Here is a 15,859-nt window from a genome sequence, read left to right on the forward strand (position 1 = left end):
AGCCGCGGGAAACCGTTGGCATCGGCTCAGGGATGTGGCGTTGGTGGCTGAAGACGGCAAGACGGACGACAAGTACGTCGAGTACCTCAAGCGGTTGACCGCGGAACTGCGGCAGACACGCCGGCAGTTGCGGGAGGTGGAGGAACGCGACCGGGAACCGATCGCGATCGTGGCGATGAGCTGCCGCTACCCCGGCGGGGTGGAGAGCCCGGAGGAGCTGTGGCGGCTCGTCGACGAGGGCGGGGACGCCATCTCCGGCTTCCCCGCCGACCGCGGCTGGGACATCGAGGCGGGCTACGACCCCGACCCCGACAACCCCGGCACCTTCTACGCGCTCGGCGGCGGCTTCCTGCACGAGGCGTCCCGTTTCGACGCGGACTTCTTCGGGATCTCGCCGCGTGAGGCGCTGGCGATGGACCCGCAGCAGCGGCTCCTGCTGGAGATCTCCTGGGAGGCGTTCGAACGGGCCGGGATCGCCCCGGCCTCCGTGCGCGGCAGCAGCACCGGGGTCTTCGTCGGCGCCGCGACCTCCGGCTACGGCGCCGGCGTGAGCGAGTTCCCGGACGGGGTGCAGGGCCTGCTGCTGGCGGGCAACGCCACCTCGGTCGCCTCCGGCCGCATCGCCTACACCCTGGGCCTGGAAGGGCCCACCGTCACCGTCGACACGGCCTGCTCGTCCTCGCTCGTCGCCCTGCACTGGGCGTGCCAGGCGCTGCGCCGCGGCGAATGCGACCTGGCGCTCGCGGGCGGTGTCGCCGTGATGGCCACCCCGGCGATGTACTACGAGTTCAGCCGGCAGCGCGGCCTGGCCGCCGACGGCCGCTGCAAGGCGTTCTCCGACGACGCCGACGGCACCGGCTGGGCGGAGGGCGCCGGCATGCTGCTCGTCGAGCGGCTCTCGGACGCCCGCCGCCTGGGCCACCCGGTCCTGGCCGTCGTCCGCGGCACCGCGATCAACTCCGACGGCGCCTCCAACGGCCTCACCGCCCCCAACGGCCCCTCCCAGCAGCGGGTCATCCGCGCCGCCCTGGCCAACGCGGGCCTCGCGCCCGCCGACGTGGACGCCGTCGACGCGCACGGCACCGGCACCTCGCTCGGCGACCCGATCGAGGCACAGGCCCTGCTCGCCGCCTACGGCCAGGACCGCGAACAGCCGCTGTGGCTGGGATCCCTGAAGTCCAACATCGGGCACACCCAGTCCGCCGCCGGCGTCGGCAGCATCATCAAGATGGTCGAGGCGATGCGGCACGGCGTGCTGCCGCGCACCCTGCACGTCTCCGAGCCGTCCCGGCACGTCGACTGGTCGGCCGGGGCCGTGCGCCTGCTCACCGAGCCCGTCGACTGGCCGGAGGCGGGCCGCCCGCGCCGCGCCGGTGTGTCCTCGTTCGGCATCAGCGGCACCAACGCGCACGCCGTCATCGAGCAGGCTCCCGCCGCCGGAGCGGACGAGCCCGAGGCCCCCGCCGCGGAGCCGGCCGCCCCCGCCGTCGAGCCCCGGACGCTGCCCGTCGTGCCGTGGCCGGTGTCCGCGCGCAGCGCGGAGGCGCTGCGGGCGCAGGCCGCCCGGCTGCTGGGCCGGCTGCGGGCCGGCGGCGAGCCGCCTCGCCCGCTGGACGTCGGCCACGCCCTCGCCACCGGCCGGGCCGCCCTGGAACACCGGGCGATCGTCCTCGCCACCGACCACGACACCGCCGTACACGAACTGACCGCGCTCGCCGACGGCCGGGCCGGCACCGCGACCGTCCTGGGCCGCACCGTGCGCGGTGCCACCGCGTTCCTGTTCGCCGGTCAGGGGTCCCAACGGCTCGGCATGGGCCGCGAACTGTACGACACCCATCCCGTCTTCGCCGCGGCGTTCGACGCCGTGGACGCCGAACTGCCCTTCAGTCTGCGGGAGATCGTCTTCGGCGAGGACGCGGACCGGCTGAACCGCACCGAGTACGCGCAGCCGGCGCTCTTCGCCCTCGAGGTGGCGCTGTTCCGGCTGCTGGAGTCGTGGGGTGTCACCCCGAAGTTCCTGCTGGGCCACTCCGTCGGCGAGCTGGCGGCCGCGCATGTGGCGGGAGTGTGGTCGCTGGCGGACGCCTGCCGGCTGGTGGTGGCGCGCGGCCGGCTGATGCAGGCCCTGCCCGAGGGCGGGGCGATGGCCGCGCTCCAGGCCACCGAGGAGGAGGTGCTGCCGCTGCTGAACGACCGCGTCGGCATCGCCGCCGTCAACGGGCCCCGCGCGGTGGTCGTCTCCGGTGCCGCCGACGCCGTGGAGGAGACGGCCGCGCACATGCGTGCCCAGGGCCGCAAGGTGACGGCCCTGCGGGTCAGCCATGCCTTCCACTCCCCGCTGATGGAGCCCATGCTCCAGGAGTTCCGGGCGGTCGCCGAGACCCTCACCTACCACCCGCCCCGGCTGACGCTCGTCTCCGACATGACCGGCGAGGTCGCCCGCCCGGCCGACCTGTGCTCACCGGACTACTGGGTGCGGCACGTCCGTGAGCCCGTCCGGTTCGCCGACGGGATACGGCTGCTGGCCAAGCGCCGGGTGGCCCGCTTCGTCGAGCTGGGCCCCGACGGCACCCTCACCGCCCTCGCGCAGGGCTGCTTCGAGGGCGAGGCGCCGGCCGCCGTGCCCACGCTGCGCAAGGACCGGCCCGAGCCCGCCGCGCTGATGGCGGCCGTCGCCGGTGCCTTCGCCCACGGCGCGCCCGTCGACTGGCCGGCCGTGTTCGAGGGGACCGGCGCCGGGGCGGTGGACCTGCCCACGTACGCCTTCCGCAGGGAACGCTTCTGGCTGGAGCCCACTCCGCCGTCCGCCGCCGGCCCCACGGGCGACACCGGTGCCGCGGACACCGGCTTCTGGACGGCCGTCGCGGACGAGGACATCGCCGCCCTCGCCGACACCCTGGACGTCGACGAAGGGCTCGTACGCCCCCTCGTACCCGCCCTGTCGTCGTGGTGGCGCGGACGGCGGGAGCTCGGCCGGGTCGACCGGCTGCGGTACCGCGTCGCCTGGCACCCCCTCGATCCGGGCGCCGGCGGCACGCTCACCGGACAGTGGCTCGTCCTCGCCCCCGCCGGAACGGGCGACGGCCGCCCCGTCGGCACCGTGACCGACGCGCTGACGGCAGCCGGGGCCGACGTCGTGCTCCTGGAGTACGCCCCCGATGAGGAGCGTGCCGAGCTGGCCGCCCGGCTCACCGGCCTCGCCCCCTGTGCCGGCGTCCTCGCCCTGCCCGTCGACGACGACCAGGCGTCACCGGCCGACACACTGCTGCGCACGCTGCGGCTGGTGCAGGCCCTCGGCGACGCCGAGGTGACCGCACCGCTGTGGCTCGCCACCCGGGGCGCGGTGGCCACCGCCCGCTCCGACGACGCACCCGAGCCGGCCCAGGCCGCACTGTGGGGCCTGGGCCGGGTCGCCGCACTGGAGCTGGCCGGCCGGTGGGGCGGCCTCGTCGACCTGCCGCCCACCGTCGACCGGCGGGCGGGGGCACGGCTCGCCGCGGCGCTGGCCCGGCCCGGCGACGAGGACCAGCTCGCCGTACGTGCCTCCGGCGTCTTCGCACGCCGTCTGCTGCACGCCGAGGACCCCACCGCCCCGCCGACCGGCGGGAGCGGCTGGCAGCCGCGCGGCACCGTCCTGATCACCGGCGGCACCGGCGCGCTGGGCGCCCGGGTCGCCCGCTGGGCCGCCGAACAGGGCGCCGAACACCTCGTCCTGACCGGCCGGCGCGGCCCCGACGCACCGGGCGCCGCCGATCTGACGGCCGCGCTCACCGCGCTCGGCGCCCGCGTGACGATCGAGGCCTGCGACATCGCCGACCGCGCGGCCGTCGAGGACCTGCTCGCCCGCCACACCGTCGACGCCGTCGTCCACGCGGCCGGCGTCACCGACACCCTGCCGCTGCCCGACCTCGACGCCGACCGCCTCCACCCGGTCGTCGCCGCCAAGGCACACGGCGCCGCCCACCTCGACGCCGTGCTGCGCGCCCAGGGTGACCGCCCGCTCGACGCGTTCGTGCTGTTCTCCTCCATCGCCGGCGTGTGGGGCAGCGGCGGCCAGAGCGCCTACGCCGCCGCCAACGCCTACCTCGACGCCCTGGCCGAACAGCGGCGCGCCCGCGGCGCCACCGCCACTTCCGTGGCCTGGGGGCCCTGGGGCGAGGGCGGCATGGCCGCCGAGGACGGCGCCGAGGAGTACCTGCGCCGACGCGGCCTGGCCGCCCTCGATCCCGACACGGCACTCGCCGCGCTGCGCCGCGTCCTCCAGCAGGACGTCACCGGCCAGGTCGTCGCCGACGTCGACTGGACACGGTTCGCCCCCGGCTTCACCAGCACCCGCCCCAGCCCCCTCCTCGCCGACCTGCCCGAGGCACGGGACGCGCTCAGCACGGGGCGGACCGAACCGGACGACGCCGGAACGGCCGCGGCCCTGCGCGCACGTCTGGCGGGCCGCCCGGCCGCCGAACGCACCCGCGCCCTCCTGGAGCTGGTCCGCACCCACGCCGCCGCCGTCCTCGGCCACACCGACGCGGCGCTGCTGGAGACCCGGCGCGCCTTCCGCGACTCGGGCTTCGACTCCCTGACCGCCGTCGAACTGCGCAACCGCCTCGCCGCCGAGACCGGCCTGGCCCTGCCCGCCACGCTCGTCTTCGACCACCCCACCCCCGTCGACCTCGCCGCGTTCGTGCACGGCGAGCTGTTCGGCGACACCGGGCCCGCGGACCCCGACGGCACGGGCGGCGCGGTCCGCGCGGAGCGCGCCACGGACGACCCGATCGTCATCGTCGGCATGGGCTGCCGTCTCCCCGGCGACGTGCGAGGCCCGGACGAGCTGTGGCAGCTGGTCGCCGCCGGACGGGACGCGATCGGCGAGTTCCCCGCCGACCGAGGCTGGGACCTCGACGCGCTCTACGACCCCGAACCCGGCCGCCCCGGCACCAGCTACACCCGGCACGGCGGATTCCTCACCGGCGTCGGCGACTTCGACCCCGCCTTCTTCGGCATCTCGCCGCGCGAGGCCGTCGCCATGGACCCCCAGCAGCGCCTGCTGCTGGAGACCTCCTGGGAGGCGCTGGAGCGCGCCGCCATCGCCCCGGGCGCCCTGCGCGGCAGCCGTACCGGCGTCTTCATGGGCTCCAACGGCCAGGACTATCCCGCCCTGCTGCTCAGCACACCCGACGCCGGGGACGGCTACCTCGGCACCGGCAACGCCGCCGCCGTGGTCTCCGGCCGTATCGCCTACGTCCTCGGTCTCGAAGGACCGACCCTCACCGTCGACACCGCCTGCTCCTCCTCGCTCGTGGCCCTCCATCTCGCGGTGCGCGCGCTGCGCGCGGGCGAGTGCGACCTCGCCCTCGCCGGCGGCGTCACCGTCATGTCGACCCCGGGCGCCTTCCTGGAGTTCAGCCGGCAGCGCGGGCTGGCGGCGGACGGCCGCTGCAAGGCGTTCTCCGACGACGCCGACGGCACCGGCTGGGCCGAGGGCGTGGGCGTGCTCGTCGTCGAGCGGCTCTCCGACGCCCGCCGCAACGGGCACCCGGTGCTCGCGGTGGTCGCCGGTTCCGCCGTCAACCAGGACGGCGCCAGCAACGGCCTGACCGCGCCCAACGGGCCCGCCCAGCAGCGCGTCATCCGCGCCGCCCTGGCGGACGCCGGGCTGACCCCGGCCGGCGTGGACGCGGTGGAGGCGCACGGCACCGGCACGACCCTGGGCGACCCGATCGAGGCCCAGGCCCTGCTGGCGGCCTACGGCCAGGACCGCGAACACCCTCTGCTCCTGGGCTCGTTGAAGTCGAACATCGGGCACACCCAGGCCGCCGCCGGTGTCGCCGGCATCATCAAGATGGTCATGGCGATGCGGCACGGCGTGCTGCCGCCCACCCTGCACGCCGAAGCCCCCAGCACCCATGTCGACTGGTCCGCGGGCGCCGTGGAACTGCTCGCGGAGAGCACGCCCTGGCCCGGCGGCGACCGGCCGCGCCGCGCCGGAGTCTCCGCGTTCGGCGTCTCCGGCACCAACGCCCACGTCATCGTCGAGCAGCCCGGGGACGACCAGCCGTCACCGGCCGACGACCGGCCCCGTGACGCCGCGCCGCAGGACGCCGACACCGGTGCCCCGCTGCCCTGGGTGATCTCCGGCGCGTCCGAGAACGCCCTGCGCGAGCAGGCCGAACGACTCCTCGACCACGTCGGGGCCCGGCCCGGCCTCACCGCCGCGAGCCTCGGCCTCGCCCTCGCCACCACCCGTACCGCGCTCGAACACCGCGCCGTCCTGCTGGGCGCCGACCGGGCCGAACTGCTGGCCGCCCTCACCTCCCTGGTCCAGGGCGAGCCCGGCCCCGCGGGCGTCACCGGCCGCTCCCGGCCCGACGGCCGCACGGCGTTCCTCTTCGCGGGCCAGGGCGCCCAACGGGCAGGCATGGGACGGGAGCTGTACGAGACGTACCCGGTCTTCGCGGACGCCTTCGACGCCGTCTGCGCGCAGGTCGACGCCGAACTGCCCCGCCCGCTCCGGGAGATCGTCCTCGGGGACGACACGGAGGCCCTCGGCCGCACCGAGTTCACCCAGCCCGCCCTGTTCGCGCTGGAAGTGGCCCTGTTCCGGCTGCTGGAGTCGTGGGGTGTACGCCCGGACGTCCTCGCGGGTCACTCGATCGGTGAGATCGCCGCGGCGCATGTCGCGGGCGTCTGGTCGCTGGCGGACGCCTGCCGGCTGGTGGTGGCGCGCGGCCGGCTGATGCAGGCCCTGCCCGAGGGCGGGGCGATGGTCGCCGTCCGGGCCACCGAGGAGGAGGTCCTGCCGCTCCTGGACGACACACGGGTCGGGATCGCCGCCGTCAACGGCCCCCGGGCGGTCGTCGTCGCCGGGACCGCCGACGCGGTGCAGGAGGTCGCGGACCGCTTCCGCGCCCAGGACCGCAAGGTCACGGCCCTGCGGGTGAGCCACGCCTTCCACTCCCCGCTGATGGAGCCCATGCTGGCCGCCTTCCGCGAGGTCGCGGAGAGCCTGACGTACGAGGTTCCGCACCTGCCCCTCGTCTCGACGGTCACCGGCGAGCCCGCCACGGCCGAGGAGCTGTGCTCCCCCGAGTACTGGGTCCGGCACGTCCGCAGGCCGGTCCGCTTCGCCGACGCGGTCGCCGCCCTGGAGTCCGAGGGCGTCACCCGGTTCCTGGAACTGGGCCCCGACGGCACCCTCACCGCGCTGGCCCATGCCTCGCTCACCGACGGCGAACCGGTCGCGGTCCCGGCCCTGCGCCCCGACCGCCCCGAGCCCGCGACACTGCTCGCGGCGACCGCGACCCTCCACGCCCACGGCGCGGACGTCACCTGGTCCGCGTTCTTCCCCGCCGAGCGCCCCGCCGAGCTGCCCACCTACGCCTTCCAGCACGGCCGCTACTGGCCGCGCACGGCCGGCGGACCCCTCGGTGACCTCCGCTCCGCGGGGCTCTCCGCCGCCGGGCACCCGCTGCTCGGCGCCGCCGTCACCCTCGCCGACAGCGGAGCCGCGCTCTTCACCGGACGGCTGTCCACCCGGCTCCAGCCGTGGCTGGCCGACCACGTCGTCTCCGGTTCCGTCCTGCTGCCCGGCACCGCCTTCCTCGAACTCGCACTCCACGCGGCCGACCGCGTCGGCTGCGCCCAGGTCGAGGAACTCACGCTGCACGCACCGCTGGTGCTGCCCGCTCAGGGAGCCGCCCAGCTCCAGGTCACCGTCGGCGCCCCGGACCCGGAAGGACGCCGCGAGATCGGCGTGTACGCGCGCCCCGCCGACGGCTCCGACACCGACGGACCCGACGACGAGCCGTGGACCCGGCACGCGAGCGGCACCCTGCTCCCCGAGCCCGCCGGGCCGGCCGCCGAAGCGGACGCACGACCGCCCGCCGACGCCACCGCGATCCCCACGGACACCCTCTACGACCAGCTGGCCGAAACCGGCCTGTCGTACGGGCCGCTGTTCCGCGGACTGGCCCGCGTCCGGCAGCACGGCGACGACCTGTTCGCCGAAGCGGGCCTCCCCGACGAGGCCGCCCAGGACGCCCGCCGTTACGGCATCCACCCCGCCCTGCTGGACTCGGTGCTGCACGCCCTCGCCACCGCCCCGCCGGCCACCGGCGACACGGCGGCGGGGGAGCCGCCGGCCCCCGGCCTGCCCTTCTCGTGGACCGGCGTCACTCTCTACGCCACCGGCGCGGCACAGCTCCACGCCCGTCTGCGCACGACCGGCAACGGCTCGGTCACCCTCGACCTGGCCGATCCCTCCGGCGCACCCGTCGCCACCGTCGGATCGCTCAGCCTGCGCGCCCTCACGGCACCGGCCGCCGGAACGGCGGACACCCCGCACGCGGAACTGCTGCACCGGGTCGACTGGACGCCGCTCCCGCTGGACGGAGCCTCGTCGGCGGCACCGGCAGCCCTGCCGTCGTCCCTCCCGACCACCTTGCCGACGACCGGCGCCGCAGCCGGGGAGGACGTGCTGATCGGCCTCGCACCCCCGGCCTGCGACCCCGGGGACGCGGTGCGCACGGCCACCCTGAACGCGCTGGAACTGGTACGCGCCTGGCTGACGGACGAGCGCTACGAAGGCGCCCGTCTGGTGGTGGTCACCGAGGGCGCCGTCACGCTCGACGCGACGGCCCCCGATCCCGCCCTCGCCGCGGTGTGGGGTCTGGTGCGGGCGGCCCGGGCGGAGAACCCGGGGCGGTTCGCGCTCCTCGACCTGGACGGTGCCGACGAGTCGTGGGCGGTCGTCCCGGCCGCGCTCGCCTCGGACGAGGCCGAGGCCGCGGTCCGCGCCGGCACCGTCTTCACGCCGCGTCTGGCCCCGGCCGCGACCGGCCGTGACCTCGCCCCTCCCACGGGGGAGGCGGCCTGGCGGCTGGCCATCGCGGAGCAGGGAACCCTGGAAGGGCTGGCCCTGCGGCCGGCCCCGGAGGCGGAAGCGGACCTGCCCCCCGGTCACGTCCGCATCGCCGTGCGGGCCGCCGGGGTGAACTTCCGTGACGTGCTCAACGCGCTCGGCATGTATCCCGGCGACGCGAAGGACTTCGGTCTGGAGGGCGCCGGACTGGTGACCGAGGTCGGTCCCGGGGTCACCGCTCTCGCCGTCGGCGACCGCGTGATGGGCCTGTTCTCGGGCTCGTTCGGACCGGTGGCCGTGGCGGACGCCCGCACGGTGGCCCGGATCCCGGCCGGCTGGACGTTCGCGCAGGCCGCGTCGGTGCCCCTCGTGTTCCTGACCGCGTACTACGCGCTGACCGACCTGGGGGCGCTGGAGCCCGGCGAGTCGGTGCTGGTGCACGCGGCGGCCGGCGGTGTGGGCATGGCCGCCCTGCAACTGGCCCGGCACCGGGGCGCCGAGGTGTTCGGCACCGCGAGCGCCGGCAAGTGGGACACGCTGCGCGGCCTCGGACTGGACGACGCGCACCTCGCCTCCTCCCGCGACACGGACTTCGAGCCGGCCTTCCTCGCCGAGACCGGCGGCCGCGGCATGGACGTCGTACTGGACTCCCTGGCCGGGGAGTTCGTCGACGCGTCCCTGCGGCTGCTGCCGCGCGGCGGCCGCTTCCTGGAGATGGGCAAGACCGACGTCCGTGACGCGGAGACCGTCGCCGCCGAGCACCCGGGCGTGACCTACCGCGCCTTCGACCTGTGGGACGCCGGTCCGGAGCGGATCGGACACATGCTGTCCGACCTGGTCGCCCTGTTCGAACAGGGTGTGCTCGAGCCCCTCCCGGTCACCTGCTGGGACGTACGGCAGGCCCCCGAGGCGTTCCGGTATCTGTCGCAGGCCCGGCACGTGGGCAAGGTGGTCCTCACCGTCCCCGCGCCGCTGGACCGGGACCGCACGGTCCTGGTCACCGGTGGTACGGGTGGTCTGGGCGCGCTGGTGGCCCGTCATCTGGTGACCGGGCACGGGGTACGGCGTCTGCTGCTGGCGGGCCGTCGTGGCCTCGATGCGCCGGGAGCCGGTGAACTCGTCGCCGAGCTGGGTGGCTTGGGCGCTGAGGTGGACGTCGTAGCGGTGGATGTCGCCGATCGTGACCAGCTGGCCGCCGCGCTGGCCGGGCGTTCGCTGACGGCCGTGGTGCACGCGGCGGGTGTCCTGGACGACGGCGTGGTGTCCTCCCTCACCCCGGAGCGGTTCGCGACGGTGATGCGGCCGAAGGTGGACGCGGTGACGCATCTGCATGAGTTGACCCGCGATGCCGACCTGTCCGCGTTCGTGGTCTTCTCCTCCGTCGCCGGGATGTTCGGCGGCGCGGGTCAGGCCAACTACGCGGCCGCCAACGCCTTCCTGGATGCCTTCGCCGCCCGTCGCCGTTCCGCCGGTCTGCCCGCGGTGTCCCTCGCCTGGGGTCCGTGGGCGCCCGGTGCGGGCATGACCGCCGAGCTGACCGAGGCCGACCTGCGCCGCATGGCCCGCGGCGGAATGCGGCCGCTCGCCCCCGCACAGGGCCTCGGCGCCCTGGACGCGGCCCTGCGACGGACCGAACCCGTCCTCGTGCCCCTCGCGCTCGACCGGCGCGTACTGCGGGACAGGCAGGCGGTGGCGGCCCTGCCCGCCATGCTGCGCGGCCTCGCCGTCGCCCCGGCGCGCCGCACCGCGGCCACGACGGACGGCGCCGACGCCGGGCAGAGCTTCCGGACCCGCCTCGCCGCGCTCGGACAGCCCGAGCGGGAGACGGCGGTCCTGGACCTCGTACGCACCCAGACGGCCCTGGTGCTGGGCCACACCGGCCCGGACACCGTGGAGGCCGGCCGGGACTTCCGCGGCCTCGGCATCGACTCGCTGACCGCCGTCGAACTGCGCAACCGCCTCAACGCGGCGACCGGACTGCGCCTGCCGGCCACCCTGGTGTTCGACTACCCCTCGCCGCAGGCGCTCGCCCGTCACATCGGCGCCGAACTCCTCGACACCCAACCCCCGGCCGCCGCGACCGCTCCCGTGCCGACGGCCCCGCGTGCCGCCGACCCGGCCGACGACGACGCGCGGATCGCGATCGTCGGCATCGGCTGCCGCTTCCCCGGTGGCGTCCGCGGACCGGAGGACTTCTGGCGCCTGCTCGCCGACGGCGTGGACGCGATCGGGGCACCGCCCGCCGACCGCGGCTGGCACGCGGACGGCGTCCAGGGCGGATTCCTGTACGACGCCGCCGAGTTCGACGCGGACTTCTTCGGGATCTCGCCGCGCGAGGCGGTGTCCATGGACCCCCAGCAGCGACTCCTGCTGGAGATCTCCTGGGAGGCGCTGGAGCGGGCCGCGATCGACCCGCGGGGCCTGCACGGCTCCCGTACCGGCGTGTTCGTCGGCACCAACTACCAGGGGTACGGTTCGGCCGCGCACGACGTCCCCGAGGACGCGCGCGGACAGCTCCTGACCGGGCACGCCGCCAGCGTGGCCTCCGGCCGCGTCGCCTATGTGCTCGGCCTGGAGGGCCCGGCGGTCACCGTGGACACCGCCTGCTCGTCCTCCCTCGTGGCCCTGCACTGGGCGGCCCAGTCGCTGCGGTCCGGCGAGTGCGACCTGGCGCTCGCCGGCGGTGTCACGGTGATGGCCACACCGGGCGCGTTCGCCGAGTTCGACCGGCAGGGAGGGCTCGCCGGCGACCACCGCTGCAAGGCCTTCTCGGACGACGCCGACGGCACCGGCTGGGGCGAGGGCGCCGGAATCCTCCTGCTGGAGCGGCTCTCCGACGCCCGCCGCAACGGCCACCCGGTGCTCGCCGTGGTCCGCGGCAGCGCCGTCAACTCGGACGGCGCCAGCAACGGACTGACCGCGCCCAACGGGCCCTCGCAGCAACGCGTCATCCGCGCCGCGCTGGCCGCGGGCGGACTCACGCCCGCCGACGTCGACGCGGTGGAGGCGCACGGCACCGGCACCGCGCTCGGCGACCCGATCGAGGCCCAGGCCCTGCTCGCCACCTACGGGCAGGACCGCGAACAGCCCCTGTGGCTCGGGTCGGTGAAGTCCAACATCGGACACACCCAGGCCGCCGCCGGCGTCGCCGGCGTCATCAAGACCGTGCTGGCGATGCGGCACGGAACGCTGCCGCGCACCCTGCACCTCGGCCGGCCCACCACCCACGTCGACTGGACGTCCGGCCGGATCGAGCTGCTCGCCGAACCGGTGGCCTGGCCGGCCACGGGACGCCCGCGGCGCGCCGCGGTCTCCTCGTTCGGCATCAGCGGCACCAACGCCCACGTCGTCCTGGAGCAGGGCGCGGGAGACGACACGGCGGAGGGCGCCGGAGAACCCGCCGCGCCGCACACCGCCGGGCCCGTCGCCTGGCCGCTGAGCGGACGATCGGCCGCCGCCCTGCGCGGACAGGCCGAGCGGCTGCGCGCCCGGCTGACCGCCGACCCCGAGCCGACCCCCGCCGACGTGGCGCACTCCCTCGTCACCGGCCGCGCGGCCTTCGAACACCGGGCCGTGGTGGTCGCCGAGGACCGCGCCGGGCTCCTGGCCGGGCTCGCCGCGCTCGGCCGCGACGAGGACACCGCCGCGGTGGTCCGCGGGCGCACCGGGCCACGGGGCCGCACGGCGTTCCTGTTCAGCGGCCAGGGCTCCCAGCGGCCCGGCATGGGCGGGGAACTCCTCACCCGCTTCCCGGTGTACGCCGAGGCCTTCCACCGTGTCTGCGCCGCGTTCGCCCCGCACCTCGACGTGCCGCTGGCCGACGTCGTCCTCGCCCCCGAGGGCACGGAGCAGGCCGGCCTGCTGGACCGCACCGCCTACACCCAGCCCGCCCTGTTCGCCGTCCACGTGGCGCTCTACGAACTGGTGCGCTCCTGGGGGGCCGCGCCGGACGCGCTGATGGGGCACTCCATCGGCGAACTGTCCGCCGCCCACGTCTCCGGAGTGCTGTCGCTGCCCGACGCGTGCGCCCTGGTCGCGGCCCGCGGCCGGCTGATGGAGGCGCTGCCCGAGGGCGGCGCGATGACCGCCGTACAGGCCTCCGAGGACGAGGTGGCGCCGCTGCTCGCCGGACGCGACCAGCACATCGCGGTCGCCGCCGTCAACGGGCCCTCGGCGCTGGTGGTCTCCGGTGACGAGGACGCCGTCCGTGACATCGAGGGACATTTCGCCGCGCTGGGCCGAAAGACTAGGCGTTTGCGGGTCAGCCATGCGTTTCACTCGGCGCATATGGACGCGATGCTTGCGGAGTTCGAAGAGGTCGCACGCGGCGTGCGCTACGCCGCGCCCGCGATCCCGATCGTCTCCAACGTGACGGGCGACCGGGCCACCGAGGCCGAACTGACCTCGCCGGACCACTGGGTGCGGCATGTGCGGCAGACCGTGCGCTTCGCGGACGGCGTACGCCGCCTGCGTCAGGACGGCGTCGGCACCTTCGTGGAACTCGGGCCGGACGGCTCGCTGACCGCGATGACCCTCGACAGCCTGGCGGAGCCCGCGCACCACGACCCGCGGGAACCGGCCGACGCGGCCGTCGCCGTGCCCGTGCTGCGCCGGGGCCGGCCGGAGCCGGTCGCCGCCCTGCTGGCCGCGGGCGTCCTGCACGTGCGCGGCCTGGCCGCCGCGCCGACCGGGCTGACCGGTCCGGCCCGCACGGTGGACCTCCCGACGTACGCCTTCCAGCGCGACCACTACTGGCTCGCGGCCGCCCTGCCCGCCGCGGCCGGGGCGCCGGACGACGGCGCGCGCGTCGACGACGAGTTCTGGGCCGCCGTCGAGCGCGGCGACCTGGGCGAGCTGACCGAGCGCCCCGACCTCGGCGACGACACCCCGCTCAGCGAACTGCTGCCCGCGCTGTCGACCTGGCGGCGCCGCCGCCGTGAGCGCGCCACCCTCGACTCCCGCGCCTACACGGTCCTCTGGCGTCCGGTGCCGGACGGCCCGCCGCCGGTGCTGTCGGGCACCTGGCTGCTGGCCGTGCCCGCCTCCCGGGCCGACGACCCCTGGACGGACACCCTCGCCGAGGGCCTGACCGCGCACGGCGCCCACGTCGTGCCCCTGGTCGTGGACTGCGCCCTCACCGACCGGACCGCCCTCGCCGACCACCTGCGCAAGCTTCCCGAACCGGACGCCGTACGCGGCGTACTGTCGCTGCTCGCACTCGACGAGGAGCCGGTGGCCACCACGGACCGCGCGGCCACCCCCGCCGGCCTGGCCGCGCTGCTCGCCCTGACCCAGGCGCTCGGCGACCTGGAGATCGGCGCCCCGCTGTGGGCCGCCACCGTCGGCGCCGTCGCCGCCACCGACCGGGAGGGCGTCACCTCGCCCACCCAGGCCGCCACCTGGGGCCTGGGCCGGGTCGCCGCGCTGGAGCACCCGCAGCGCTGGGGTGGTCTCGTCGACCTCCCCGCCACCCTCGACGGGCGGACCGCCGAACGGCTCGCGGCCCTGCTCTCCGGCACCACCGGAGAGGACCAGACCGCCGTACGGGCCGCCGGGGTCTTCGCCCGCCGCCTCGTGCACGCCCGGCCCGCCGACCCCGCCGCCGACGCACCCGAGTGGAACTGCGCGGGCGAGACCGTGCTGATCACCGGCGGCACCGGAGCACTCGGCGCCCGGGTCGCCCGCCGGCTCGCCGAACGCGGCGCCCGGCACCTGGTGCTGGCCGGCCGCCGCGGCCCCGACGCCGAAGGAGCCGAGGCGCTGCGCGCCGAACTGGCCGCCCACGGGACGACGGTGACGCAGGCCGCCTGCGACACCGCGGACCCCGACGCCCTGGCCGCCCTGCTGGCCCGGCACCCGGTCGACGCCGTGGTGCACGCCGCCGGGGTCCTCGACGACGGACTGCTGCAGTCGCTCACCCCCGAGCGACTGGAGGCGGTGCTGCGGCCGAAGCTGGCCGCCGCCCGCAACCTCGACCTGCTCACCCGCGACCGCGCCCTGTCGGCGTTCGTCCTGTTCTCCTCCTTCGCCGGCACCGTCGGCTCGGCGGGACAGGGCAACTACGCCGCCGCCAACGCCTACCTCGACGCCCTCGCCGCCCGGCGCCGCGCCGAGGGCCTGCCCGCCACCTCCGTGGCCTGGGGTCCGTGGGCCGGCGGCGGCATGGCGGCCGCCGACCCCGACGCGGAGGCACGCCTGCGGGGCGGCGGGATCGTCCCGCTCGACCCGGACACCGCCCTCGCCGCCCTCGACCGGGCGGTGACCGGCGCGGACGCCGCGCTGACCGTCGCCGAGCTGACCTGGGACCGCTTCGTGCCCGGCTTCACCGCCGTGCGTCCCGCACCGCTCCTCGCCGAACTGCCCGAGGCCGAGGCCTTCCGCCGGCAGGCGCGGGACGGGGACGGCGGTGCCGCGGCGGAGAGCGGCGCCCTGCGGACCCGGCTGGCCGGACTCGCCGAGGCCGAGCAGGAACGGCTGCTCATCCACCTGGTCCGCGGCCATGTCGCCACGGTCCTCGGACACGCTTCCGCCGACTCCGTCGACGCCGACCGGGCCTTCAGCGAACTCGGCTTCGACTCGCTGATGGCGGTGGAACTGCGCAACCGGCTCGGCGTCGCGGCCGGGCTCCAGCTGCCCGCCACCCTCCTGTTCGACCAGCCCACCCCGCGCGTCCTCGCCCGCCATCTGCGGTCCCTGACCGCGGCCGAGGGCGGCGGAGCGCCGGCGCTGGACGCCCTCGACCGGCTGGAGGCCGCGCTCGCCGGGCTCGCCGAGGACGACGCCGGGCGCGGCCGCATCGCCTCCCGCCTGCTGGCGCTCGCCACCCGCTGGAGCGGCCAGGGCGAACCGTCCGCCGAGCGGACGGGCGACGACGGCGGCGACCTCCAGGACCGGATCGAGACGGCCGGCGCCGAGGAGATCTTCGCCCTCATCGACAACGACCTGGGCCTGTCATGACCGGCACCACGGCCACCGCCACGACCGACACGACCTGCCAGGTGG

The 15,859-nt window shown here is 76.4% G+C and carries 1 protein-coding gene; it reads left to right on the top strand.

The genetic code is table 11. The features are described from left to right. Window positions 1-43: 43 nt before the first annotated feature. Window positions 44-15,814 carry an SDR family NAD(P)-dependent oxidoreductase gene (locus tag U5640_RS39730; RefSeq protein ID WP_340384076.1) on the top strand — a complete coding sequence of 5,257 codons (15,771 nt, stop codon included), beginning with the start codon at window positions 44-46 and terminating at the stop codon, window positions 15,812-15,814. The last annotated feature ends 45 nt before the right edge of the window (window positions 15,815-15,859 follow it).

Origin of the sequence: Streptomyces sp. SS7 (assembly GCF_037993025.1) — a bacterium.
In the GTDB taxonomy this organism is placed as follows: domain Bacteria; phylum Actinomycetota; class Actinomycetes; order Streptomycetales; family Streptomycetaceae; genus Streptomyces.